Annotated in this window: 18 protein-coding genes and 1 pseudogene; 12 read left to right on the top strand and 7 right to left on the bottom strand. The window is 69.6% G+C overall.

Annotated features, from left to right (window positions below; genetic code table 11):
• Window positions 1-30: 30 nt before the first annotated feature.
• Entirely contained in the window at window positions 31-375 is a 345-nt protein-coding gene (locus ACLBW1_RS11230; protein ID WP_434216681.1) for an N-acetyltransferase, read from the top strand.
• Window positions 376-443: 68 nt separating this feature from the next.
• Complete coding sequence (locus ACLBW1_RS11225) at window positions 444-1,202, top strand: siderophore-interacting protein (RefSeq protein ID WP_447811899.1); 759 nt, start codon at window positions 444-446, stop codon at window positions 1,200-1,202.
• Here the strand turns inward: ACLBW1_RS11225 and ACLBW1_RS11220 are convergent.
• Window positions 1,172-2,851 (bottom strand): (2,3-dihydroxybenzoyl)adenylate synthase, encoded by a 1,680-nt coding sequence (locus ACLBW1_RS11220; protein WP_447811898.1) that lies wholly within the window; start codon window positions 2,849-2,851, stop codon window positions 1,172-1,174. The two genes, ACLBW1_RS11225 and ACLBW1_RS11220, sit on opposite strands and share 31 nt — an antisense overlap.
• Before the next feature lie 95 nt (window positions 2,852-2,946).
• Between ACLBW1_RS11220 and ACLBW1_RS11215 the strand changes: the two genes are divergently transcribed.
• Genes ACLBW1_RS11215 through ACLBW1_RS11190 form a run of 6 tightly spaced genes read left to right on the top strand, consistent with a single transcriptional unit; the run spans window position 2,947 to window position 8,493 of the window.
• The gene (locus ACLBW1_RS11215) at window positions 2,947-4,281 is read left to right on the top strand and encodes a salicylate synthase (RefSeq protein WP_447811897.1); all 1,335 of its coding nucleotides are present in this window, start codon (window positions 2,947-2,949) and stop codon (window positions 4,279-4,281) included.
• A complete protein-coding gene (locus ACLBW1_RS11210; protein WP_447811896.1) occupies window positions 4,278-5,285 on the top strand; it encodes an ATP-binding cassette domain-containing protein in 1,008 nt (335 codons plus the stop codon). The genes ACLBW1_RS11215 and ACLBW1_RS11210 overlap by 4 nt, the downstream gene beginning before the upstream one ends.
• Window positions 5,282-6,061 carry an ABC transporter permease gene (locus ACLBW1_RS11205; RefSeq protein WP_447811895.1) on the top strand — a complete coding sequence of 260 codons (780 nt, stop codon included), beginning with the start codon at window positions 5,282-5,284 and terminating at the stop codon, window positions 6,059-6,061. The genes ACLBW1_RS11210 and ACLBW1_RS11205 overlap by 4 nt, the downstream gene beginning before the upstream one ends.
• On the top strand, window positions 6,058-6,873 hold the full coding sequence (locus ACLBW1_RS11200) for an ABC transporter permease (protein WP_447811894.1): 816 nt from the start codon (window positions 6,058-6,060) through the stop codon (window positions 6,871-6,873). Before ACLBW1_RS11205 ends, ACLBW1_RS11200 begins: the two co-directional genes overlap by 4 nt.
• Before the next feature lie 58 nt (window positions 6,874-6,931).
• Entirely contained in the window at window positions 6,932-7,195 is a 264-nt protein-coding gene (locus tag ACLBW1_RS11195; protein WP_447811893.1) for an acyl carrier protein, read from the top strand.
• A complete protein-coding gene (locus tag ACLBW1_RS11190; RefSeq protein WP_447811892.1) occupies window positions 7,192-8,493 on the top strand; it encodes a wax ester/triacylglycerol synthase domain-containing protein in 1,302 nt (433 codons plus the stop codon). The genes ACLBW1_RS11195 and ACLBW1_RS11190 overlap by 4 nt, the downstream gene beginning before the upstream one ends.
• 36 nt (window positions 8,494-8,529) lie before the next feature.
• On the opposite strand, the gene ACLBW1_RS11185 is transcribed toward ACLBW1_RS11190, so the two are convergent.
• From ACLBW1_RS11185 to ACLBW1_RS11160, 6 genes and pseudogenes are all read right to left on the bottom strand, one after another.
• Complete coding sequence (locus tag ACLBW1_RS11185) at window positions 8,530-9,870, bottom strand: lysine N(6)-hydroxylase/L-ornithine N(5)-oxygenase family protein (RefSeq protein ID WP_447811891.1); 1,341 nt, start codon at window positions 9,868-9,870, stop codon at window positions 8,530-8,532.
• Complete coding sequence (locus ACLBW1_RS11180) at window positions 9,860-11,422, bottom strand: pyridoxal phosphate-dependent decarboxylase family protein (RefSeq protein ID WP_447812166.1); 1,563 nt, start codon at window positions 11,420-11,422, stop codon at window positions 9,860-9,862. The genes ACLBW1_RS11185 and ACLBW1_RS11180 overlap by 11 nt, the downstream gene beginning before the upstream one ends.
• 24 nt (window positions 11,423-11,446) lie before the next feature.
• A pseudogene (locus ACLBW1_RS11175) lies at window positions 11,447-12,727 on the bottom strand (condensation domain-containing protein); the annotation flags it as partial.
• A gap of 149 nt (window positions 12,728-12,876) precedes the next feature.
• Window positions 12,877-15,204: a penicillin acylase family protein gene (locus ACLBW1_RS11170; RefSeq protein ID WP_447811890.1), complete on the bottom strand. Its 2,328-nt coding sequence runs from the start codon at window positions 15,202-15,204 to the stop codon at window positions 12,877-12,879.
• Window positions 15,201-17,012 (bottom strand): IucA/IucC family protein, encoded by a 1,812-nt coding sequence (locus ACLBW1_RS11165; protein WP_447812165.1) that lies wholly within the window; start codon window positions 17,010-17,012, stop codon window positions 15,201-15,203. Before ACLBW1_RS11165 ends, ACLBW1_RS11170 begins: the two co-directional genes overlap by 4 nt.
• A 38-nt stretch (window positions 17,013-17,050) precedes the next feature.
• Window positions 17,051-21,118: a non-ribosomal peptide synthetase gene (locus tag ACLBW1_RS11160; protein ID WP_447811889.1), complete on the bottom strand. Its 4,068-nt coding sequence runs from the start codon at window positions 21,116-21,118 to the stop codon at window positions 17,051-17,053.
• A gap of 117 nt (window positions 21,119-21,235) precedes the next feature.
• Here ACLBW1_RS11160 and mbtM point away from each other — a divergent pair, with 117 nt between their 5' ends.
• The 4 genes from mbtM to ACLBW1_RS11140 all read left to right on the top strand — a co-directional run bounded on the left by mbtM (window position 21,236) and on the right by ACLBW1_RS11140 (window position 26,031).
• Window positions 21,236-22,882 (top strand): long-chain-fatty acid--ACP ligase MbtM, encoded by a 1,647-nt coding sequence (mbtM, locus tag ACLBW1_RS11155; protein ID WP_447811888.1) that lies wholly within the window; start codon window positions 21,236-21,238, stop codon window positions 22,880-22,882.
• On the top strand, window positions 22,879-24,039 hold the full coding sequence (locus tag ACLBW1_RS11150; protein WP_447812164.1) for an acyl-CoA dehydrogenase family protein: 1,161 nt from the start codon (window positions 22,879-22,881) through the stop codon (window positions 24,037-24,039). Before mbtM ends, ACLBW1_RS11150 begins: the two co-directional genes overlap by 4 nt.
• 92 nt (window positions 24,040-24,131) lie before the next feature.
• Window positions 24,132-24,998, top strand: coding sequence for a hypothetical protein (locus ACLBW1_RS11145; RefSeq protein WP_447811887.1), 867 nt, complete (start codon window positions 24,132-24,134; stop codon window positions 24,996-24,998).
• 49 nt (window positions 24,999-25,047) lie between these two features.
• Window positions 25,048-26,031, top strand: coding sequence for an ABC transporter substrate-binding protein (locus tag ACLBW1_RS11140; protein ID WP_447811886.1), 984 nt, complete (start codon window positions 25,048-25,050; stop codon window positions 26,029-26,031).
• Window positions 26,032-26,048 lie beyond the last annotated feature (17 nt).

Raw genomic sequence — 26,048 nt, 5'->3', positions numbered from 1 at the left:
ATGGCTGTCACATTCGAGAGAAGGTCGCAGATGCAGGTCCGTCGTAAGAAGAAGCCGCCGCAGTCGGCGCAATCGATCCTGCACCAGATCTCCGAGGTCGTGCACAACGCCGACCGCGAGCGGTTCGAGCTGTACGTCGCGGGCGACCTCGTCGGCGTGCTCGGCTATCAGGTCGAGCAGGTCGACGGTCAGCGCGTGATGACGGTGTTGCACACCGTTCTCTACGACGAGTTCACCGGCCACGGCCTGGCGTCGCGACTCACCACCGGCGCGCTGCAGTATGTCGTCGACACGGGTGCGAAAGTGCGTCCCATCTGCACGTTCACCCGCCACTACCTCGCGACGCATCCCGGGGTCGCGCCCATCGCCGCCTGACCGGACGGTCCCTCCGACCGAAGTTAGGTTACCCTCGCCTCACTGACATCGAGGAAGAGGGAACAACCATGGGTGAGTCCACGACGGCGTCGCCGTCCAAGGGGTGGCAGGGCGCGGTCCTCAAGCTGTTCGGCGGCACCGACTTCACGATCACCGTGACCGGGTCGGAGACGGTCACCGACGAATACGTCCGGGTGTTCTTCACCGGTGGCGGACTGCTCGAGAAGACGCCCGTCCACCCCACCATGTGGGTTCGGCTGTGGTTCGAGGCCGACGGCAGCCTGCACCAACGCGGCTACACCCTCGTCGATCCCGACCCTGCGGCCGACACCTTCGCCATCGAGTTCGCCGTCCACGAGGGCACCGCCGCCCGGTGGGCTCAGCAGGCGTCGGCGGGCGAGACCATCAACGCGACCGTGATGGGCTCGAAGTTCACCTTCCCCGAGCCTGCGCCCGCCGGCTGGTTCATCGCCGGCGACGCCGCGTCGCTCGCCGCGATCAACTCCCTGCTCGACGCGATCTCCGCGTCGGCGGCGCCCGAGGTCCCGGTCACGCTCTGGTTCGAATACCAGCACCCGAGCGACCGTGACCTGCCGCTGCGCGCCCGCCCGCACGACACCGTGCACTGGATCGCACGCGGCGACGGCACGGCCGTGGTCGACGCCGTCCGTGAGTCCGCGACACCCTCGCCCGATCACCACGGGTGGGTGGCGCTCGAGGCCGCGGCCACCCGTGCGGTGACGTCGATCCTCAAGAAGGACTTCTCCCTCGGCCGCAGGTCGGTGACCTCGATGGCCTACTGGACCGAGGGCAAGTCCGCGGGCTGATCCCGGTCGGGGTGTGCGGTGTCGAGAATCGTGCGGCGCAGTGCGGCCTTGTCGATCTTGCCGACCGCGGTCACCGGCAGTGACGGTGTCCTGCGGACGGCATCGGGGAGTTTGAACGTCGCCAGGCCGCGCTCGGCGAGGAATCCGCGGACCTCGCCGAGTGCAGGGGCGGCCGATGGTGCGACAGCGGGCGAGATCACCAGCACCGCGCAGATGCTTTCCCCCAGAGCGTCATCGGGCAGTCCGACCACGGCCGCCTGGGCGACGGCGGGGTGGGCGAGGAGGTGCTCCTCGATGTCGTCGGCCGCCACGTTCTCTCCCGCGCGCACGATGGTGTCCTTGATGCGGCCGGTGACCGCGAGATGCCCGGTGGGCAACCGTCGCACGCGGTCCCCGGAGCGATAGAAGCCGTCTGCGGTGAACGACCGGGCGTTGTGGTCCTCCGCGCGGTAGTACCCGCGGATCGTGTACGGCCCGCGGGTGAGGAGTTCCCCCTCGCCGCCGTCGTCGACGTCGTTCCCCTCCGCGTCGACGATGCGTACCTCGTCGAGATCCGACATCGGCGCACCCTGCGACTCGTGCACCAGCGCACGAGGATCGGTGAGGCGGGTGTAGCAGATGAGGCCCTCGGCCATCCCGAACACCTGCTGCACCACGTCGCCGAGCGCAGCGTCGATCGCGACGGCGTCGGGGTGGGCGAGTTTGGCCCCGCCCACCTGCAGCAGACGGAGTGACGACAGGTCGGCGGGCTCCCACTCGGTGGCCGCGCACCACACCTGGGCGAGTGCGGGCACCAGCGCGGTGACGGTGACGCCGTGGCGTTCGATGATCTCGAAGGTGTTGTCGGGACTGGGGTTGTCGGTGAACACGGTGTGCGCGCCGACCAAGAGGGCGCCGAGCAGTCCCGGACAACACAGCGGGAAGTTGTGGGCCCCCGGCAGTGCCACGAGGTACACGTCGTCGGCGGTGAGCTCGGCGATCTCGGCCGACCGTCGGGCGTTGTATCGATAGTCCGCGTGGGTGCGTGCGATGAGTTTGGGCAGCCCGGTGGTCCCGCCCGACACCAGGAACAGCGCGGGAAGCTGTGCGTCCGTCGCCTCGGGGTCGATGTCCGTCGGCAGGATCGCGGGGTCGGCGTCGGGCGGGACGGGGTGATCGTTACCGCCCTCGACGAACACGGTCGTGACCGAGGGGACGCGACCGGTCAGAGCCGAGGCGACATCCGGTGCATCCCCGACATAGGCGATGGCACCGGCCGTCTCGGCGAGGTGTGCGAGTTCGGTGACGCGGTGGGCAGGAAGCGACATCACCGGGGCGACACCGGCGCGCAGCAGGCCCAGGAAGTTGACGGCGAAGGCGACGGAGTTGTTCTGGTGCAGGATGACTCGTGCTCCGGGCATCAACCCGGCGTCGCGGAATCCCGCCGCACGACGTCGCACCGCGTCGGTGAGTTCGGCGTAGGTGAGGCTGCGGTCGGTGTCACTGACGGCGGGGGCGTCGGGGTCGCGTCGGGCGGCGGTCTCCAGCAGGTCCCACAGCGGTGCGTCGTCGACGACACCGGCGGCCCGATACCGCGCCAACGCCTCCGACGTGTGTGGAACGAAGCCGGTCGCGAGATCGGTCGAGGAGGTGGGTGTGGGCTGGACCATGACGACATTCAATCACGGTTACGTTAGGGTAGCCTTTCCATACCCGGTGCGCTCGTGGACTTCGAGCTCACATGACTCTCCAGGGAAGCAGATTCATGTCGTTGACCTTCGACGCCGCACCGCTCGACACCCCCACCGTCGACACCGCCGGATCCGCAGAGGCCGCGCGGGTGGTCGCCGCGTGGGCCGCGGCAGGGGAGTTCGGCGATCATGTCGTCTACGAACGCGACCACCGGTGGACCTTCGCCGCCGGCGTTCGATCGCGGATAGTGCTCACCCGCAACGAGATCCGTGTGGACCACGACGGAGTGACCTTCGTCTCGTCGTGGACGGGCGAGCCCTCGGCCGCGCTGGCGTCGGCGGTGTCGTCGCTGGCACAGGGAGCAGACTGGCGTGTGTACGGGTGGATCGGGTTCGATTTTTGCGCCGCCCGCCACGACCTGCTCGACCGCGTTCACGCCGACGCCGTTCTCGCGCATCTGATCGTCCCGGAGTTCGAGGCGCATGTCGACGCCAACGGTGTCGACACCGGCACTGCCGGCTCCGCCCACGCAGCCCGGCTGCGCGACATCGCCTGCACCGCAACCGATCCCGCACCGAATCACGCGGTCGATGTCGACACCGACACCGACGACTACCGCGGCCGCGTGGCCACGGCGGTCGACGAGATCGCCGCCGGCCGCTACCACAAGGTCATCATGTCGCGGGAGGTGTCGATACCGTTCGCCGTCGACATCCCGGCCACCTACGCGCGGGGCCGCGCCGCCAACACCCCCGCACGGTCGTTCCTGCTCTCGCTCGGTGGACTGTCCGCGGCCGGGTTCAGCCCCGAACTCGTCGTCGCCGTCGACGCCGAGGGGGTGGTGGTCACCGAACCGCTCGCGGGGACCCGGGCGCTCGGGGAGTCGGCCGAGGCCGATCTGCGTGCGCGTGACGACCTTCTCTCGGACGGCAAGGAGATCGCCGAACACGCGATGTCAGTGCGCGCGTGCGTCGACGAGATCGCGTCGGTGTCGCGCTCCGGTTCGACCACTGTCGACGAGTTCATGGAGGTGCGTCGCCGCGGCAGCGTGCAGCATCTCGCGTCCACGGTGAGCGGCCGACTCGATGCCGGGGTCAGCGCATGGGACGCGCTCGCGGTGTTGTTCCCGTCGATCACCGCCTCCGGGATACCGAAAGCACCTGCTCTCGAGGCGATCTACCGACTCGAGCCGACAGCGCGCGGGCTGTACTCCGGCGCGGTCATGACCGCCTCGTCGACCGGTGAGCTCGAGGCCACGCTGGCCCTGCGGACCATCTTCGCCGACTCCGGACGCGCCTGGCTGCGGGCCGGGGCCGGTATCGTCGCCGCCTCCACGCCCGACCGGGAGTTCACCGAGACCTGCGAGAAGCTGCGCAGTGTGGCGCCGTATGTGGTGCCCGCCCGGTGACCGACAACGGATTCGACACCCCGGCATTCGACACCCCGGCGCTCGAGATCGTCGACCTCGCCAAGACCTACGGCGGCGTAGACGCGCTGAAGGGCGTCTCCTTCACCGTCGCGCGCGGTGAGGTGCTCGGGTTGCTGGGCCCGAACGGCAGCGGCAAGACGACGACGGTGTCGGTGTGCTCCACGTTGCAGCGGCCCACGAGCGGCAGCGCCCGGATCTGTGGCCACGACGTGGTCACCGACGCTACGCGAGTGCGCGAACTGATCTCGCTCACCGGTCAATACGCCGCAGTCGATCCGGGACTCACCGCCGCGGAGAACCTCGCGGTGTTCGGTCGACTCACCGGACTGCGCGGCCGTCGCCTCGCGAGCCGCATCGACGAGCTGGTCGAGCAGTTCGACCTGGGATCCGTCCGTGGTCGCCGGGTGGGGCAGCTCTCCGGTGGGATGCGCCGTCGCGTCGACATCGCCGGTGCCCTCGTGACGCGTCCGGAGGTCGTGTTCCTCGACGAACCGACGACGGGCCTCGACCCGCGGAGCCGTGCCGCGGTGTGGGACACCGTCGCAGGGTTGCGCGAGGCGGGTATCACCGTGCTGCTCACCACGCAGTACCTCGAGGAGGCCGACCGTCTCGCCGATCGCATCGTGCTGCTCGATCGCGGTGTCGTGGTGGCGACGGGCAGTCCCGGACAGCTCAAGTCTCGTGCCGGGGGAGCGGTCTGCGAGATCACCCTCGCCGATGAGCAGGACGCAGCTCGAGCGACCGCCCTGCTCGCGGGGTTCGATCTCATCGAGGCCGCCGCCGACCCGTCGGGTCCGTCTTCGGAACCGGGGCAGACACGGCTCGTCGTGCGCGCTCCCGACGGCGTGGGCACCGTCGGTGAGGTCATCGCACGGCTCGGCGGTGTCGGGGCCGACGGGCGCGGCGTCGAGGTGATCGACATAGGTCTGCGCCGCCCGTCGCTCGACGAGGTGTTCCTCCAACTCACCGACGCGCCGGCATGACCGCTGTCCTCGATCGGTCGTCGGTCGGTCTGGTGTCGGCGTCGACGACGCTGGCGGGCCGCAAGATCCGTGCAGCCGTGAGGTCCGGTGACGCGACGTTCGCGCTGCTGAGCCCGGCCGTGTTCTTCCTCTGCTTCCACACCCCGCTGCATCGCCGGTTCGAACTCGGCGGTGGCGACTACGCCCAGTTCCTCACCCCGCTGATCCTGGTGCAGGCCGGGCTCTTCGCCGCCATCGCCGCGACCGAGTCGGCGGGTGCCGACGCGCGGGCAGGCACACGGATGCGGATGATGTCGATGCCCATACCGCGGCTGGCGCCGGTCGTGGCGCGCATGACGTGGGTGTCGGTGCGCATGGTGATGTCGATCGCCGCCGGTGTCGTGATCGGCGCAGCTCTCGGGTTCCGATTCCGCGGATCCCCCGCCGACACCGCGTGGTTCGTGGTGCTGCTCGTCGTGTTCGCGGTGTCGATCAGCCTCATCACCGACGCGGTGGGAACGATTGTGACCGGCTCGGCCGCGGTCGCCGGCGTGCTGATGATCCCCCAGCTCGTCCTCGTGATGGCCTCGACCGGATTGGTTCCCGCCCAGGGCTTCCCGGGGTGGGCGCAACCGTTCGTCCGCAACCAGCCGGTGTCGGTGCTCACCGAGGCCCTGCGCGCGCTCGCCGCGGGCAGCGACGTCGACCTCGTCGCGACCACCGCGTGGTCGATCGGTCTGTTCGCCGCGGGAGCACTCGCTGCCACGCTCGCCGGTCGACGGCAGTTCACCCGATGACCGCCGCACACGTTGCGACGCCACGTGTACCGGTGCGCGCGTCGGTGGGTGTGGCGCGCCAGTCGGCGGTCCACGCGTCCGCCCTGCTCCGCACGTGGTCTCGCGACCCGGGCATCGTGGTGCAGGCGGTGGTGTTCCCGATCTTCCTGCTGCTGATGTTCCACCTGGTGTTGGGCAAGACCGTCACCGCGATGGGCAGTGGCGACAGCATCGTCGGCAACACCGGACTCGTGGCACTCGTCGGTGCGCTCTACGGGACCGTCGCCGCCGCGCTGACCGTCATCGCCGACCGCGACTCCGGTGTCCTCGCGCGGCTGTGGACCCTGCCGGTACGTCGGTCGGGATTCCTCATCGGCCGGCTTCTCGCCGAGGCAGTCCGCACCGCGATCGGCACGGTTGTGTTGTTCGCGGTGGCCATGACGATGGGATTCCGTTTCGATCAGGGGATCGCCGCAGCGCTCGGTGCTCTCGCCGTACCGGTCGTGTTCGGTGTGGGCGTGGCCATCCCGGTGATCGCGCTGGCGACCGTCGCCGCGGGACGCGAGGTGGTGCAACTCCTCGGCGGCGCGTTCCTGTTCCTGCTCTTCTTCACCACCGGTTTCGCGCCGCTCACCGAGTATCCCGGATGGATCCGGCCCGTCGTCGCCCACCAACCCATGAGCCCGGCGATCGATGCCATCGCCGGTCTCACCGACGGCGGCCCCGTCGCCACACCGCTGCTGATCACCCTGGCCTGGACGCTCGGATCCGCGATCGTGTTCGGGCCGTGGGCCATGCGCGGTTATCGACGTGCCGCGGCCGGACCCCGATGACACGTCCCGCCCACCCGGGCCCTGCCACCGCGCGACATCACACGAAGGAGAACCAGCCATGACCGACCCCGCCACCGACCGGGTGCACAGTGAACTCCGCGACATCCTCGCAAACGATCTCGACCTGTCCCCGGAGCACGTCACCGCCTCCGCGCGTCTCGTCGACGACCTCGGACTCGACTCGGTGGCCGTCGCGATCGGCGTCGTGGCCATCGAGGAACGACTCGGCGTCGCGCTCACCGAACGCGACATCTTCGAGGCCGCCTCGGTGGCCGATCTCGAACAGATCATCCGCGCGCGTCTGGTCGTGGCCGGCCGATGACCGACATCACCGACACGCCCGGGACCGCCGAGGCCGTCACCGACGCTGTCGCCGATCCCACCGAGTACGGCCCACCCGATTTCACCTACCTGCACATGGACACCCCGTCGCGGCCCATGCACTGGTCGATGGTCCTCGAGATCGACGGGGGCGATGCCCCGTTGGGCATCGACGAGCTCCGCGACCGTGTGCACTCACGCGTCGGGCGCTACGCCGTGTTCGGTGTGGGGGTCCGTGGCGGGCGATGGCGTCGCCCCGAGATCATCGTCACGCCTGCCGACGCGATCGACATCGACCGCCACGTCGTCGCCGCCGAGGTCACCGACGCCGCGGCCCGTGACCAGACGATCGCCTCGCTGTGCGCGACCCATCTGCGGCGCCCGGATCCGTTCTGGCACATCACGCTGGTGACCATCACCGAATCCGGTGAGCAGCTGCTGGTGCTGCGGGTGCACCACAGCCTCTCCGACGGCCTGGCCGGTGCGGCGTTCGCCGCGCTGCTCGCCGACGGGACGCCTGAGCAGCTCACCGAGTTCGACCGGTTCGCGACCAGCCCCCGATTCCGCGTCGGTGACGTCGATTCCGAGGTGCTCGCCGACGCCCGCGCCGCCCACGACGAACAGTGGAAGGCCGGGCGGTCCGGTCGTGGCTGGCCTGCGCTCACCAGGTCCGGTCGCCGCGAGATCGCCACGCTGTCGGTGTCGACCCGGGAACTGCGGCGTGCCGCGAAACGCCGAGAGGCGACGGTGCACGAGTTCGTACTCGGTGCGGTCGGCCGCACCCTCAGCGCGCACCCACCGGCCGCGAGCGGCCCCGAGACGATCCGGGTGACCCTGCCGGCCACCCTCGACCCCACCTTTCGTCACACCGGGAACGCGGTGTCGGTGACGCTGCTCAACCTCGCGGGCGATGACACCGACCTCGACCGTCAGATCGCCCGGAGCCGAGAGCAGTTGTTGCTCATCGAGTCCCGCCGCGCGGCACTCGCACTGGCCGCGACCGGACACCCGTCCCCGCCGTGGCCGGTGATGCGCGCGATCGTCGGGGCGTCGATGTCGCGGATGGCCCCCGACATCCACGTCGGGGTGAATCCCGGCTTCTCCCGGGTGCGTTCGGTGTTGGGGCGTCGAATCGTCGCACTGACGCCGCTGTCGCCGCTGGGCGGGTACTCGTTCTCGGTGACGTCGCTGGTCCTCGGCGACCGCACCACGTTCGGGATCGTGGCCGACCCGAAGGCGCTCCCCGGGTACGCGGCACGCTTCGCCGCCGCGTTCGACGAGGTCCTCACCGCCCCCTGACCCGCGGTCGTCACGTGCCCAACTGCGGGGTGGGGGTCAGGTGATCTCGTCGTCGTCGGGACCGAAGGTGGTGAACGCGGTGTGGCCGGGGAGGCGGTAGACCTCGCGGCCGGTGACCGCGTTGAGGATGCGCGCGTTGCGGACCGCACCGATGTCGAGGTTCGGCGACGAGACCCCGTGGCTGTGCTCCTCGGCGTTTGCCACGAACAGTCGACGGTCCAGTCCGTCGCGCATCGCGATGGAGTGATCGTTCGTGATCACCGGGCGTTCGAGCGCATCCCGGATGATCAGACCGTCGAGGGGATCGAGGAACGACGTGCTGCGCGGCCGGTACCCGGTGGCCGCGACGACGAGGTCGGCGGTGTGGGCGATGGTCGCACCGGTGTCGTCGTGGCGAGCGTGGATGCGCAGGCGTGCGTCGGGCTGCGGCTGCAGATCGGTGACCGACACCCCCACCCGCAGCTGCACCGGCGGCACCTTGCCCGCGAGCTGGCGACGGTAGAGCAGATCGTGGAGACGTTCGAGGGTGTCGGCCGAGATGCCCTTGTGGAACTGCCAGTGTCCGGCGCGAACGCTGTCGCGCGTCTGCTCGGGCAGCGAGTGGAAGTAGTCCATGTACGCCGGAGTCGTCATCTCCAGCGACAGCTTCGTGAAGTCGAGCGGCGCGAACCACCCGGTGCGGGTCCACCACCGTACGGCGGGACCGCCGGCGAGATTCGCCTCGAGCAGGTCGACCACGATCTCGGCGCCGGATTGACCCGATCCGACCACGGTCACCGCCTCGGCGGCGTGGGCCCGGGACCTGTGATCGAGGTACTCACTGCTGTGGATCAGTGCCTTCGATCCGGAACCGGTCGGCGACTCCGCGTGGGCCGTCAGAGACTCGGGCAGATGCGGTTCGGTGCCGACACCGCAGACCACATGGGCCGCATGGATGACCGACCGTTCGCCGCCGGAGGTGACGACCACGCGGAACGAGTCGGCGTCGGCGTCGAAATGCACCTCGGAGACCGAGGTGTCCCACCGCAGCGACCCCAGCCGCTCGACGACCCACAGCAGATACGCCTCGTATTCCACGCGGGTGGGGAAGAAGTTCTCGCGCACCAGGAACGGGTAGAGGCGGTCGACGTCGGCGAGGTAGGCGAGAAACGACATCGGGTGCGTCGGGTCGACGAGTGAGACGAGGTCGGAGAGAAAACTGACCTGCAGCGTCGCGTCGTCGAACATCAGGCCGGGATGCCAACGGAACTCCGGCCGTGCGTCGACGACCAGCAGATCGAGATCGTCGACGGTCGACGCCAACGCGGCGAGACCCAGGTTGAACGGGCCGCAGCCGATCGCGAGGACGTCGACGCGACGGGGGGATTCAGTGCTCATGGGATGTCTCCAGCGCGTCGGTGGTCGGCGTGTGTGTGGACAGTGCGCGTGCGTTCTCCGACTCGACCTCCAGCGCCACTCGGATGATGTCGTCGAACAGTGCGTCGATGTCGGACTCGTGGGCCTCGGGGTTGAGCAGCGTCAGCTTGAGGCAGACCTGCGGATGGTCGGCGTCGGCGGTCACCACGCGGGTGCGGCCGATGAGTGCCGCCCCGGTACGGATGAGCCTGCGCCGGAGCTCCGCGTTCACCGTGTCGAGATCGGCGCAGCGATAACGGAACACGACCGTCGTGAGGGTCACCGGGGCGATCAGCTCGAGGTGCGGCTCGGTCGCGATGCGCTGTTCGGCGTGTCGCGCGAGATCGTGGCATCGGTCGAGCATCGACCCGAGCCCGAGCCTGCCGTAGGCGAGGAACGTGGCGGCCACCTTGAGGACGTCGGGCCGGCGGGTGGTCTGCAGCGTCTGCCCCAGCAGACCGCCGTATCCCGCCTCGATGTCGTCGGTGGGGTTGAGATACGACACCGACCGGTCGACGGCGGCGAACCGCCCGGAATCGGCGAGCAGCAACACACTCGCCGCGGCGGGCTGCCACCCGATCTTGTGTAGATCCAACGTGATCGAGTCGGCGCGATCGATGCCGTCGATCAGACCGGCGAGTCGATCGGAGAACAACGCCCCGAAACCGTATGCGGCGTCGACGTGCATCCACACACCGTGGCAACGGGCGATGGCTGAGATCTCCCGCAGCGGATCGACGGTACCGAAATCGGTGGTACCCGCGGTGGCGACGATGGCCACGGGCGTCCGATCGCCGGCGGCGGCGAGTGCGGCCTCCAGGGCGGCGGGCACCATGCGGTGGTCGTCGTCGACGTCGATGCCGACCACCGCCGATTCCCCGAGCCCCAGGGCGGCGCACGCGCGGTGGAGGGAGAAATGCGCGATCCGCGAGCAGAACACGACCGGGCGGGGCAGTGCGCCGGTTCCGTCGGTGCGGGTGTCGAGTCCCAGCGCGGAGGCCGCGTGGTCGCGTGCGATCAACAGGGCCAACAGGTTCGAGTACGAGCCGCCCGGCCCGAACACGCCGCCCGCACCCGCGCCGAGGCCGGCGAGGTCGGCGAGCGCCGCGATCATCCACTGTTCGATGGCCAGCGTCGCGGGCCCCGAATCGTAGGTGTCGAGTGAGGCGTTCGTCGCCCCTGCGAGGGCGTCGGCGACGACCGCGACCGTCAGGGGTGGGGGCTGCAGGTGCGCGGCGGTACGTGTGTGGGTGAGATCGAGTCCGTGCCGCGCGACGAGGTCACCGAGACGGGCCAACGCCTGCGATTCTCCGATACCGGCCGACGGGATGACCCGAGGGCCGAGGGCGGAGTCGACCTCGCCGAGGACGGCGCCGGGAAGTCCGTGGGGTAGGGGCGCCCCGTGATGGGCACTGTCGGAGACCGATTCGGCCATCCGCATGAGATCGGCGCCTACCTGTGCCCAGCCGCGACCAGGGGAGGTGAACCGTGAGCGGCGCGCCGGGAGCTCGGGGAAGGCGCACGCCGCACGCACCGCGTCGACGAGATCGGCGAGTGTGGAGTCGAGGTTGTCGGCCAGCTCACCGACGAGCCCGATCGCAACGGCCGACGCGTGCTGCGTCACCTCGGCGTCGGGGATGTCGGTGCGGCGATCGATCTCGAGATGGATTCCTTCGTCGGCGATCTCGAAGGCATAGCTCAGCGGGTAGCCGCCGATCCCGGTCGACACCGACCGGTAGGCGACACCGGGCTCGGCCCCATCCCCAAAGGCCACGACACCCCGCACGGGGGCGCTGCGCACCGAGGCCATCACGTCGGCGACGGGGAACCGTCCGCCGTGCGTGCGCAGCGCGGTCAGCAGGGTGCCGTAGTCGACCGCCGCGAACTCCATCGACGAGTAGATCGCCGACATCATGCGCCGCAACGTCTCCCGCACCGAGGCCGTCGGGTCGACGGTGAACCGGATCGGGACGATGTTGCCGCAGTACCCGACCTCACGGGGGTCCTCGGTCGGTCGCCGGTTCTCGCTCGGGACGAGCATCACGAGATCGTCGGCGCCGGTGAGTGAATGCGCGGCCAGCGCGCACACCCCGATCATCAACGCGTTCGATGTGGCACCGATGTCGCGGGCCACCTCGGCCAGCGCGGTGACCACCGCGGCATCGAGTGCGTGGCGATCCCGAGTCACCGCACCCTCATCGAGCGGCGCGATCCAACTCTGTTCGGCCGTCCCCGCGGGCATGGCCCCGGTCAGCGGGTGTCGGATGTCATCGGCCGCCCAGGTCGACAGCGCATGGCGCAGGGCGTCGTCCACTGGTGGCGCTGCCGTCTGTCCACCGGCGACCCCGCCCGCCTCGACACCGGAAAGCGGGGTGACGGCGTCAGCGCCGCCGATCAGGGGCCCGAGCAGTGCCGGCCACGAGGTGCCGTCGACGGCGATGTGATGGATGACGAGGATCAGTGCGCACGTGCCGTCGGGCGACACGGTGACGTGCGCGCGGGCCGGCACCTCCTCGGTCAGCCGGAACGGTCTGCGGGTGAGCGCGGTCGCGGCGGCGTCGATGCTGCCCGCCGGCCCGCTGGTGGTCGACGCGGCATCGTCGGCGGGCGCGGGCCACTCCCAGACGGAGTCGGGTACCGACCACGCGCCCTCGACATCCGTGGGTTCTCTGCGCACGACTCCGCCGTCGTCGACGATGATCGACGCCAGGACCGGACTCCGCAGCGTCTCCTCCAGGGCCTCGACGACGGCCTCGATCTGGCGACCGTCGGTGAACGTGAGCACGAGACCGATGTTGTGCGAGATGGATTCCGGGTCGAGCTGGTGGATCCGCCACATCCGGCGTTCGGCGACGCCGAGCTCGCCGTCCGGTCTGGTCACCGGATCCTGCTCGGCCACAGGGGGTGTGTCGGCCGCGGCGACCGCGCCGGTGTCGGCGCCGGCGAGGCGTCGCCGCATCAGCTCGAGCCGTGACTCGTCCAGTACGCTCACGCGTCCTCCATCGTTCGTCTGTCGGTCGTGGTCCCGGCGGCGGTGCCGGTGTTCGGGGGTTCTGCGGTGGTGGCACGCAACCGGTCCCAGGAATCGACGACCGGGAGCAGATCGCCTCGCGCCCATCGCGACGACTGGTTCTGATAGGCGGGATCACGCGGGTCGCCGGAGGCGCCGAGGGGGACCACCCACCGGCTCGCGGAACGGTCGGCGAGATCCCAGACGAAACGCGCGGCCGCACCGACGCTGCAGGCGTGGCTGAAACCGATGGCGCTGCCGTTGGCGAACACCGTCTCCGCGTCGCCGCCGAGTGGGTGTGGGTGCGGGCGCAGCTGCGCCGAGAGTTCGGGGTGTGCGGCCGTCGCGCCGACGAGATCGAAACCGTGGATCGGGGTGAGAACGTGGACGTCCCCCCAGATCGGGATCTCGTCGAGGTGGTCGAGCGCGGTCGCGACAGCGTCGATGGCCTCCCGGAGGATGTCGTCGACATCCACCCCGATACCGCCGGCGTGGGCGATCACCGATTCCAGCGCGGCCGAGACACGGGGGAGCGACACGAACCACGGGTCGAACACGGCGGGGAAGACGTGCCGGGTGGCCAACGGCTGCAGGGCAGGGGAGCGGATCAGGCCGCGCACCAGATGGGCGCGTACCTCGGCGAACACGTAGGCCGGCGTGCTGTCGACGGCCATCGATCGGTCCCATCCGTCGAGGTGCGCGAGAAGGCGCCGTGCGCGCTCGTCGAGCCCGTCGACCTCGGCGAGCATCCGTACGACGATGTCGCGGGCGTCGAGCACGTCGTCGCGATGGATCCGTTCGGAATCGGCGACGCTGTGTCGTGCCTTGGCGTCCAGGAGGGTGGCGATCCGGTCGGCGCGGTCGGCGCGTACGCATTCGGTGGTGACCGGTTGCAGGAGAGCCGCTGTCACGCGCTGGTTGGCGATCACGGAGAACGATGCGACGTCGGCGGCCTCGGTCCCCTGGTGGACCGATGTCGTACGCATCCCGGTCCACCGGTGCCGGTCGGTCCAGCCGGGCACCGGGAGCCAGTAGTTCTCTGGTGTGCGTTCGGGCATCGCCCCGACGAGGTGGGTGACCAGTCGACCGGTGGTGTCACCGATGACGACTCGGTTGACCGGCTCCACCCAGGCACGCAGAGCGCGTTCCACACCCGGGATCGAGGTGGCGAACAGCAGGTCGATGAAGGGATCGGCGGTGGTGGAGTCGTCGTGCAGGATGGGGGTGCGCAGGCTCAGCGCGACAGGTGCGTCGGGGCCGCCGACGATCACCGATCCATTGGCGGTCTCGATGATCTCGACCGTCACCGGTACGTCGTCGCGCACCGTGATCGTTTCGGTCCGGGTCGCGGCCTCGGTGTCGCCGTGCGGGCCCTGCGCGGTCACCAGGCCGTCGCGCCGTGCGAGGTGCTCGACGTAGACGTCCTGGTGGTCGCCCATCGCGTTGGTGATGCCCCACGCCACCGAACCGGTGTGGCCGAAGTGCGGTACCCCCGGGACCCCGGCGAAGGCGAACCCGACGACGTCGAATTCCGGTGAGGCGAGATGGGTCTGGAGGTAGATCCCGGGGAGTTCGAGGAAACGGTGCGGGTCGCCGGCGATCTGCGGCGATCCGCTCGACGAACGGGCGGCGGCCACACCCCACGCGTTGCTGCCGCTGATCGCGTCGCCGAGCGGTGTGGGTCCGGGTGGTTCGGTCCCGGACTCTGCGGCTGCGGCGAACTCGGCGAGCACGGTGTCGATGAACGCGGTGTCGGGCAGGGGTGGGTCGAACCGATCATCGGGATCGGGGGCGTCGGGGCCCTCGAAGTCGAACAGGCGCAATGCATCCGGGCCGAGGTGGGTGCAGGCGTGTACACGCCACAGCTTCGTGAGGAAGCGTCCGAACAGGATGTTGTGGGTGATGAACACCGCGATCGGCGTCCACGGTCGCCACGGTGCCGGGCGGTGGTCGAGCTCGCCCAGTTCGGGTGCCCCGGCGGTGTCCAGCGTGCTGTTCACCCCGTCGACATACGCGGCGAACAGTTCTCGCGTCCGGACCGACGAGCGGTCGAGGATCCGGTGAGCGGCTCGGTCGATCCCGGCGCGTCGGGCGAACTCGTCCCATCCGACGGCGTCGGCCCCGAAGACCTCGGCGGTGCGTCCCTCCGACCGCAGACGGAGGAACTCGATCTGCCAGGCGCGGTCGAGTCCGCAGGCCCGACCCTGACCGTAGAGGGCACCGCGTGCCGAATCGGCACGGACGTGCGGGATGCCCCATGCGTCACGGCGGATCTCGACCCCCTGGGCGTCGCAGGGAGCGGTCACGTGTGGTCCCGTGTCGAGGGGGCGAACCGGGCAATCGGATTCACCAGGCGGTGATCGGTGTCGAGCAGTGCGGCGTAGGAATCGCCGAGATCGACCATGCGGCGGCTGTTGCCGAGCTGGAGTCGGTTCATGTGGATGGCCCCGAAGTCGGGGGCGAACAGATCCCATCGCGCGAAGCGGTCGGCGAGGTCGGGGTGGGCGGTCATGTAATCGGTGACGCTGTCGGCAACGGTCTTCCAAAACGAGCTGTCGTCGCAGAGGCCGGACTGGTGGGTGATGGCCGCCAGTGGTCGGAGGAAGTCGTCGAAGACATCGGAGAGGATGCCGAGATTGCCGATGGCGTCGTCGGTGTGGACGACCGCGCGTCGGCAGGACTCGGGCAACCCTGGGGCGTCGTCGCCGATGGTGACCTCCTCGCCGATGTCTTTGAGGATCGCCCGCACCGGCACCCCTGCGTCCAGCACGAGGATGAGGTTCTCCCCGTGCGGCGAGAACTTCAGTCGGTGGTGGTAGAGCAGATGGATGATCGGATGCAGATAGGCGCGTAGATGGTGCGAGAGCCATTCTGTGGCCGCAAGTCCGGATCGCTCGATGATGGCGCCCACCAACGGGTCGCCCTGGTGGTCGACATGCAGCAGCGCCGCCATGGTCATCAGCTGCTCGTGGTCGGCGACGAGGTCGACGGGGCTCTGCCGCCACAACGCCGACATCAGCTTCCGGTACTCCGAACCGGGTGTGGTGACGCTCTGCAGCACCGGGTTGCGGTAGCCGATCGCCACGACCTCGAACAGCATCGCGAACCCCAGTTCCCTCAGGTGGGGATCACCGCCGATCCGGTCTCTCACCCAGTCGTTGATGAGGGGCGTGGTGCGCATGTAGTCGGCCGACATCCCGCGGGTGAAGCCCATGTTGGTGATCGACAGGGCGAGTTTGACGTAGTGCCGCCGGGTGTCGGTGGTGTTGAACAGGGTTCGTATCGACTGCTGCGGTCGATACAGGTCGGGGCCCTCCCCGAGATACACCAGTGTGCCCTCGGCGAGTTCGCGGGCGAAGACACGCGCCACCTTCTCGGTCCACTGCCATGGGTGCACGGGCAGGTAGTGGTGGTCGTCGGGGTCGAGGCCCCGCTCCCGCAGCACCGTGTCGAAGCGGGTCAGTGCCACCGGACCCAGTTCGGCGACCAGCAGGTCCCGGAGGTCGTGACCGGTCATCGACGCGACGTCGCAGTGCTCGCGCGGGGCGGCCACCCACACCAGTCGGCAGTGCTCACCGCGTTCCGGGGCATAACGGTCGACATCGCTGGAGCTGAACCCGATACGTCCGGCGTTGGCGACGATGCAGGGATGTCCCTCGGTCATCGTCTGCTCGATGGTCTGAAAATCTGCGGCGGCCAGCTCGGCGGCGGGGACGCGCAGACGGTCGGGTCGATCGGCGCCGAGGCCGAGCGTGTTCACGAACTCCTCGAGATAGGCGGGCACCGCGTCGGGGGTGATCCCGAGGCGTTCGCGCAGATCGAGCAGCACGGCCACCGGATCGATCGGTGTCTCGGTGCCGTCGACCAGGCGACGCATCGACGGTTCGTCGATCGCCCAGTTGTCCAGCGACAACACCTCGGCGCGAAACACGTACTCGGTGCGCTGGTCATCGGACACGACCAGGTACATCGAGCCCGCGCCGGAGTTCTCGGGGGCGCCCGCGCCGGAGTTCTCGGGGGCGCCCGCGCCCAGGGAGATCGGGTGGATGATCTGTTCGTGGGCGAACTCGGCCAGCACCTTGCGCGCCATGCGCCGCCCGTACACCGCGGCCATGTCGGCGCGACCGTCGGTGACCGGCGATACCGTGGCGGTCACCGGGTGGCCGTCTCTGTCGCGCCGAAATCGTTTGCTGTGCAGTAGCTCAGACGCGCCGTCTTGTCGCCGACGGGGTGGTCGCCCGCGACGCGGAACCCGACGAGGTCGTTGAGTCGGTGGACGGCGGTGTTGCGGACGTCGGGTTCGACGACGACACGACGTGCGCCGGCTTCGGTGAACGCGGTCCGCATGATGTGGCGCATGACCGCTTCGGTGAAACCCGTGACCGGGGTCTCGGTGGGGGCGACCAGCAGGTGCATGCCGATGTCGCCCGGTGAGTGGACGTAACCGGTACCCGCATCGGCGAGCTCGCTCGACAGGGGCTCGTACAGTTCGAAGAGGAACTGCGGCTCGCCGTTCACGATGCCGAGTCGCATCCCGAAACCGTTGGCGTCGGCGTGGGTGATGAGTGCGACCACCTCCTCGCGGGTGGCGGCGAGCATGTCCCAGAAATGCGACTTGGGGTGGGCGAGCCAGCGATGCACGAGATCGACGTCGGTGTCGAGATCGATGCGGCGGTGGACGATGGAGAGACCGGGAGCCGCCGAGCCCGTGTCGGCCTGGTCGAGTTCGGAGGCGACCTCACGGGCCGAGAGGCCCAGGACCTCGAGCATCACCTCGGCGACCCCGGTGATCGCCGCACCGTGCAGCTCGTCGAGTCGGGTGGCGAGTCCCGCGATGGTGCGGCGGGTGAAGATGTCGGCGACGGTCACCGATGCGGTGGCACCGGGAACGGCGAGCCACCGGCGGATCTCGGCCACGAACCGGGTGGCGAGCACCGAATCACCACCCAGGGCGACGAATTCGTCGGTGACACCGATCGGCCGGGTCTCCAGGATGGTCTCGAGCACCGTCACCAGCGCCTTCTCGACCGGTGTACGCGGGCCGATCGACTCGGATGAGTCCGTCTCGCTGAACTGCGTGGCGACACGGGCGCGGTCGAGCTTGCCGTTGGCGGTCAGCGGGAGTCGATCGGTGACCGCGATCGACCGCGGGATCATGTGCGCCGGGAGCAGATCGCCGAGCGCGGCTGTGAGTTCGGCTGCGTCCGTGCTGTTCGCGGGGTCGACGGCGACCGCGGCACGGAGATCGCGTCCGTCGGTCCAGGCGACCCCGGCCGACACCGGCTCGAGCCCGAGGAGCGCGGCCTCCAGCTCGCCGAGTTCCACGCGATGGCCTCGGATCTTCACCATGTGGTCGTCGCGGCCCAGGAAGTCGAGGAACGCCCCCGGGAGATACCGTGCGACGTCGCCGGTGCGGTACCAGCGTGTGCCGTCCACCTCGACGAAACGGTCGGCGGTGCGGTCGGGGTCTCCCCGATATCCCGCGGCCACCCCGTCGCCGCCGATCCACAGTTCCCCCGGCACGAAGTCGGGGCGGTCGCGTCCGATCGCGTCGACGACCCGGCAGCGCACACCGCGCAGAGGGGTGCCGTAGGGAACGAATCCGGTGTGCTCGCCGATGTCGGCGAGCTCGCAGACGGTGGAGTGGATCGCCGTCTCGGTGGTGCCGCCGAGGCCTGCGGCCCGCACGCCCGGCACCTGCTCGGCGATGCGGCGCAGGTGGCGCACCTCGACCCGGTCGCCGCCGGTGAGCACCACCCGAAGCGACCCGGGCATGTCGGTGATGTCGAGAAGCATCCCCAGAACGGTGGGGACGCAGTTCAGCACCGTCACCGATTCCTCGTGCAGCGCGCGGGCCCACGAGTCGACGCGGGTGGTGGGGTCGTCGTCACCGATGACCACCGAGCCGCCGACGGCGAGCAGTGCGAACACGTCGAACACCGAGAGATCGAACTCCAGCGACGACACCATGAGTGCGCGATCGGATGCGCACAGCTCGTACCGGTCGGCGAGGTCGGTCAGCGTCGCCACCGCGGCGCGATGGGGGACCTCGACCCCCTTCGGGATGCCGGTCGATCCGGAGGTGAACAGGATGTACGCGAGTGAGTCGGGCCCGCTCGGGTCGTCGGCGGGGTCGAGCGGCGCGGCTGCTGCGGTGTCGTCGAACGCGATGACGGGGATCCCGATGTCGGTCAGGCGGTCATGTCGGTCGGTGAGCACCGCCGACGGGCTGGCGACGGAAACGATGCGGTCGCGGCGGGCGGCCGGCTGCGATGGAGAGATCGGAACGTAGGTGGCACCGGCCGCGAGAACGCCGATGGCCGCGACGATCTGCGGTGCGCCCTTGGGCATCGTCACGACGACGGTGTCACCGGCTCCGACACCGGCCGCGCGCAGTGCGCCCGCCACACGCCGTGCACGGTCGGCGAGTTCATCGTGATCCCAGGTCGATTCGCCGTCGATGAGCGCCGGGGTGCCCGAACGGTGCGACCCGAGGTCGAGGATGCGGCGGTGCAGTGTGCCGTCGAAAATGTCGGTGACGGGCAGCGGATGCTCGACGGCCCGCCGCTCGGCGATCACCGCGTCCGGCACACTCGTCGGTGCCGGATGCTCCCAGTCGCCGGCGATCAGCAGGTCCAACAGGCGGACGTAGTGGTCGAACATCGACTGCGCCACAGCCGGATCGAGATCGGAGGCGCGCACATCCCAGTTCAGCAGCAACCCACCGTCGATCTCGGTCACCTGCGCGTCGAGGAGAACCTGCGGACCCTGCGACACGATCCACGACGGCGTACCGAACACCTCGGTCACGGCAGGGGAGAACAGCTCGCCGAGACCGAGCGCGCTGGTGAACACCACCGGCGACACCACCGGTTCGCCGCGACGACGACTGAGATCACGCAGGACGTCGAGGCCGCCCACCGTGCCGTGCGCCGCGGCCTCGTGCATCGCCGATCGCATGTCGGCGGCGCGTTCGGCGAGGGTGCGCTCGGCGGTGAGATCGACGGCGACGACGATGGAGGACGTGAAGTCGCCGACCACGCGGTCGACGTCGGGATGGGTGGCGTCGCGATCGAACAGGGGCACGGTGAGAAGGAATCGTGGCGTGGCCGAGTGTGTTCCGACGGCCTCGGCGAACATCGCGGCCACCGCGGTGGCAGGGGTGACGCCCCGGGTGTGCGCGTGATTCTCGAGGCGCTCGCGGTCGTCGGCGTCGATGACGTGGTGCAGCCGGACCGTGGTGGCCGAGCCGTTCGCGCCAGAGTCGAGAGCGGTCGTATCGGTGCGCGGCAGCTCCGGTGGGCCGGGGAGATCGTCGAGGCGCGCCTGCCACCAGGCGACGTCGGAGTCACGAGCGGGCCGCGAGGTGCGTGCCGCCGACAGGGTGCGGAAGTCGGTGCCGAGCGGGGTCAACTGCTCGCCGCGTTGGATACGGGCGAGGTCGTCGACGAGGACGCGGAAGCTCATGGCGTCGGCGGCGATCATGTCGACGTCGAGATGCACCCGGGTGCGGCCGCGGGGCAGCAGCGTGAGATCGGCGCGGATCACCTGACCGTCGTCGATCGGCAGCATCGCGTGGGTGTTCGTTCGGCGCTGCGCGGTGAGGAACTCCTCGACCGCCTGATCGGACCTGCGCCGCAGATCGTGCACGCGCACCGTCTCCGGGTGGGCGGAACCGATCTGCTGGGTGCCGTCGGGGGCCACCGCCACCCGTGTCATCGGATGACGTTCGAGTAGTGCGGCCACCGACGCCCGGAAACGTTCCGGATCGATTGCCGTGCCGTCGAATTCGACATACAGATGAGCGGCGACGCCGCCCAGCTCGTGGCTGTCGGAACGACCCACCCAGTACGCGTGTTGCATGGGCGCGAGCGGGAACGGGGATCGGTCGGGTGCGGCCTGTCCGGAGGGGGGTTCGTCCGTGTCGACCCGGTCTGTGTCGGCGGGTTCTGCGTCGGACTCGTTTGCGTCGGATCCGTCGACCAGACGCGACCAGGCCTCGATCGTCGGTTCTTGTGCCATTCGTGCGAAGTCGATGTCGTGACCGCGTTTGCGCCACTGACCTGCGAGCCGCATCATCCGCAGCGAGTCGAGGCCCTGGGCGATGAGGTCTTCGCGCGGATCGAGATCGGCCGGATCGATGCCGAGCGCCTGTCCGACCGCCGACATCACATCTGCCGACACCGCTGTATCGACCGACGCTGTTGTATCGACCGCCATGGTGACTCCCCTTCGTTGCCGACTGCTGACGAACTTAGGTTAGGTTAGGCTTAATATACAAACGGCGGGGAACTGGAGAGGTGTACGTCGATGTCAGTGGTTCCGACCGAGCGCGAAGTGGCACAGCATGATCGGACCGATCATGAAGGGAACCGCAGGGATTGGGCCCGACTGATCGACACGGCGATCAGCGGCAGCGACGCGGTGCTGTCGGTCTTCGACATGTCCACCGAGCAGTGGGTGCAGCGGCCGTGGCGAACGATCCGCGAGCGTGCGACGGAGATCGCGACCTGGATCGACACCGTCCGCGCCGGCCGTCCCGCAGGCGCGGCGATCGGACTGATCGGCGATCCGGGTCCCGATCTGGTGGCTGCGGTACATGCGGCGTGGCTCTCGGGATCGGCGATCTCGATCCTGCCCGGACCGGTGCGCGGTGCCGACGACGCGCGGTGGGCGGTCGGCACCGCAGCACGATTCGTCGACATCGGGGTCGACATCGTGCTGGGCTCCGGCGACCAGTTGGAGGCGCTCACTGCGGTCGACTGTCCTCTGCACATCGGTCACGTCGATCTCGTCGGAGTCGGCATCGACACCCGTGCCCACAGCCCGGTCGGCCTCGTCGGCGACGCGCCGGCCATCCTGCAGGGCACGGCCGGGTCGACCGGTGATCCCAAGACGGCGGTGCTGACCGCCGACGCGGTCGCGACGAACACCGCGGCGCTGGTCGAACGCCTCCGGCTCGACGCCGCCGACGACATCGGTCTGAGCTGGCTCCCGCTCTACCACGACATGGGACTCACGTTCCTGGTCGCCGGGATGTCCACCGGCATCCCGTTGTGGCTGGCGCCGAACTCGGCGTTCGCGGCATCGCCGTTCCGGTGGCCGCAGTGGCTCACCGATTCCGAGGCCACGATCACCGCGGCCCCGAACTTCGCCTACGACATCGTCGGTCGCTACGGCCGACTGCTCGCCGGCGCCGACCTGTCGCACCTGCGGGTCGCGCTCAGCGGCGGCGAACCCATCGACCCGGATGCGTTCGACCGGTTCCTCGCCCAGGCGTCGGCGGTCGGATTCGATCCGGCGGCGGCGACACCGGCCTATGGGATGGCCGAATCGGTCTGCGCGGTGACCGTTCCCGCACCCGGAGAGGGTGCTCGCTACGACGAGGTGACGGTGCGCGGCGAGGACGGGACGCCGATCGCGCGACGCTATCCGCTGCTCGGTGAACCGCTGGCGGGCATGGAGATACGTATCACCCCTGCCGACATCGAGGTCCCGGAGATCGGCGGACGCGACGTCGGGGCGGTCGAGATCCGGGGTACCTCGATGATGTCGGGGTACCTCGGTCACCCCCGACTCGAACCCGGGGGATGGTTTCCCACCGGCGACCTCGGGTACGTCGTCGACGGTCGGCTCGTGATCTGCGGGCGGTCGAAGGAGATCGTGATCGTCGCCGGTCGCAACCTGTTCCCCGTCGAGATCGAGCGCGCGGCCGCCGGGGTCGACGGCGTACGGCGTGGAGGGGTCGTCGCCGTGTCACGGCGGGCGGGCCGCCCGGGACTCGTTGTCGTCGCCGAGACCCGTGCCGGGTCGGAAGCGTTGCCGCAGATGCGGTCCGCGGTGATGTCGGCCGTCGCCTCCGACTGTGGCGTGGTCCCGACCGACGTGGTGTTCACCCAACCCGGTTCGATACCGCGGACGACCTCGGGCAAGCTCCGCCGCCTCGCGACCCGCGATCTGGTCGAGTCGGGGGCGTGGACGTGAGCGTCGTCGCCGCTCCGGGCGACTACCGGCAGCTGCTCGACGAGGTCTTCGACGACGAGCTCCGCGGGTGGGTCGACGAGGCCGAGACCACCGCCCACTTCCCGCGGCGTCTGATCGAGAGACTGGGCGCCGCAGGCGTCTTCGCGGAGAAGTGGGGCACCGCCACCACTCCCGACATCGAGAAGCTGGTGGCGCTGTCGTTCGCGCTGGGCCGCCTGGGATCGGCGGGTATCGGAGTCGGGGTGAGCCTGCACGACTCGGCCATCGCGGTTCTACGCCGGTTCGGTGGGCGGTCGGAGACCCTGCGGGCCGCGGCCGAGGCGGCCATCGCCGGTGAGGCGGTCCTGTGTCTCGCGGCGTCGGAGTCGTCGGGTGGCTCGGATCTGCAGATCGTGGAGACGTCGATCACGCCGGAGGGCAACGGGTTCCGGATTCGCGGCCACAAGAAGTTCGTGTCGCTGTCGCCCATCGCCGACCACATCCTGGTGGTCGCGCGGGACACCTCGGCCGACGGGTCGGCGGCGCACGGTAACGTCGCCCTCGTGCTGGTGCCCACCCGGGACGTCACCGTGCATGCGCCGTGGACCAAGGCCGGCGCCGCACCACTCGACACCGCCCCGGTGGAGATCGACACCTGGGTGCCCGCGGATCACCTGATTGGCCGTCCCGGAACGGGTCTGGCCATGGTGAGCTGGGGGCTTGCCCACGAACGGCTGTCCATCGCCGGTCAGGTCGCGGCGGCATGCGAGATGGTGCTGGGTATCACCGTCGCCAGGATGCAGGATCGAACTCAGTTCGGCAGCACACTTTTCGAGCACCAGGCCCTGCGCCTGCGGGTGGCCGATCTGCATGCGCGGGTAGAGATGCTGAGGCTGTCGCTCTCCGGCGTTGCGGCGACGGGCCGACTCGATCTCCGGACCGCATCGGCGCTGAAGGTGACCGCCGCCCGACTCGGCGAGGAGGTCATGGGCGAGTGCATGCACATCTTCGGCGGCTCGGGGTATCTGCTCGACGAGACGCCGCTCGCCCGGTGGTGGCGGGACATGAAGTTGGCGAGGGTCGGCGGTGGCGCCGACGAGGTGTTGTGGGAGCTCGTCGCGGCAGGGATGCGGCCCGACCTCGACGGCTATCGCAGGTTCGCCGATGGGATCAGCTGACATCGCCGTTTGGCGATTGAGGTTAGCCTCACCTATATTCGGACCACACCGTGGACGACACCGTTCGCGCTGCCACGAGGAGACCACACGACATGACCCAGGGCGATCCCTACTCGCGTGAATCCGACGGGCTGCAACGCCACGGGGCCGAGCACCACGGGGCCGAGCACCACGAGCCCGCCGCCGCGACCTCATCGTCGAAGCGGACCTCCTCGGTGAACCTGCCCACCGTGCTCGCATCCGCCGGTGTCGCCGCGGTCGTCTCGGCCATCATCGTGACCATCGGTGTCGTCGGCCTCGTGATCTCGGGAGACATCGACGGCGAGCCGAGTGCGTCGGCGCAGACGCCGACCGTCGTCAATCTCGGTGCCGCCCAATCCGGACTCACCCAGCAGGCTGCTGCGCAGGCGGCCCCGCCGGCTGCGACCGCGAGCGCCTCTGCGGCACCCGGCGCCCCTGCCGCCGCCGCACCGGCAGCCGAGCAGGTTCCCGAGAGCGACGGCGGTGCGGGCGCGGGAACCGCACCTGTTGCCCCGGCGGCGCCCCCCGCAGCCCAGCCCCAGCAGGCGGCGCCGCAGCAGGCCGCACCCGCCGCCCCGGTCGCCGCGCCGCAGGCCCTCACCGCCGGCCAGCTGAACACCAAGGTGCGGATCCTGATGAACACCGGGGCGTCCCGCGCTGCCCGCGCCGACGAACTGCAGTCCGGCGCCCGGGGTCTCGGGTCGGTCGACGGTGTCGCGAACCTGCTGCGCGTGAGCGGCGCCGGGTTCACCTACCGGATCATCGACCCGGTGACCGTGAACGGCACGACGCTCAACGCGACGCTGCAGATGACGCTGGCCGGCCAGGGATCGAAGACCCAGGCGCTGTCGTGGGTGTGGGCCGACGGCAAGTGGAAGCTGTCGAATTCGAGCACGTGCGCCGTCGCCGGTCTCGCCCTTCTGCCCTGCACGGTCTGATCAGTCACGCAGTCACCCGACTGCAGCACAACACGTCTCGAGGAGAACGATGATGTCACGACGCCGCCTCGCGGCTCTCACGGTCGCGGTGATCGGTGCGCTCACGCTGGGGACGTCGGCGTGTAGTGCGCCGTCGGAGAACGACGACGCCTCGGGTTCGGTCGCGCCGGTCACCATCAACACCTCGGCCGGCTCGGTCACCATCACCTCGGTCCCGAAGCGGATCGTCGCGATCGGTGACCAGTGGACCGACGCCGTCGCCGCGTTCGGTGTGACCCCGGCCGCCTACGGCGTCACCGCGCAGATGCAGGGCGGTTCGGTGTCCCCGTGGGTGAAGGACAAGGTGGGCTCGGCGAAGCAGATCGACCTGACCGGCGACCGCGTGTCGCAGATCGCAGCGGCCGATCCCGATCTGATTCTTCTCCCGGGGTTCGGGGTCGAGTCGGCCGAGATCGACAAGCTCAAGGCCATCGCCCCGACCATCCCCAGTCTCACCGGCGCGCAGATCGATCCGTGGCAGGACCAGATCACGCTGCTGGGCACCATCCTCCGGCAGAAGGACAAGGCCACGGAGATCATCGACGGCGTGCAGGGTCAGGTGGCCGAGGTGAAGAAGGCCAACCCGGGGCTCGCCGGGAAGACGTTCACCTTCGCCTACCTGTACTCGGCCGATCAGATCCAGGTGTTCGGCGATCCCATGGATGGCGCGGCCTCCCTCTTCGCCGACCTGGGGTTGACGATCCCGCAGCGCCTGCAGGCCGTTGCCGCACAGCAGAAGATGCCGCGCTTTCCCATCAGCACCGAGAACATTCCCGAGCTGAACTCCGACCTGCTGGTGGTCGCCGCCTCGTCGCCGCAACTCGCGGCGACCCTGAAAGACCTCCCCGGTTACGGGCAGCTCGATTCGGTGAAGCGGAATGCGGTCGCCCAACTCGATACGGTGGCCATCACCGCGCTCAATCTGCCGTCGGCGCTGTCGATCCCGTACGCGCTGGACAAGCTCAAGCCTGCCCTCTCGGCCGCAGCGGCCTGAGTTCCGTCCCTGGCGCA

Source organism: Williamsia sp. M5A3_1d (assembly GCF_053345315.1).
The sequence above is the reverse complement of the archived record's forward strand: the minus strand, read 5'-3'. Positions and strand labels throughout refer to the sequence as shown.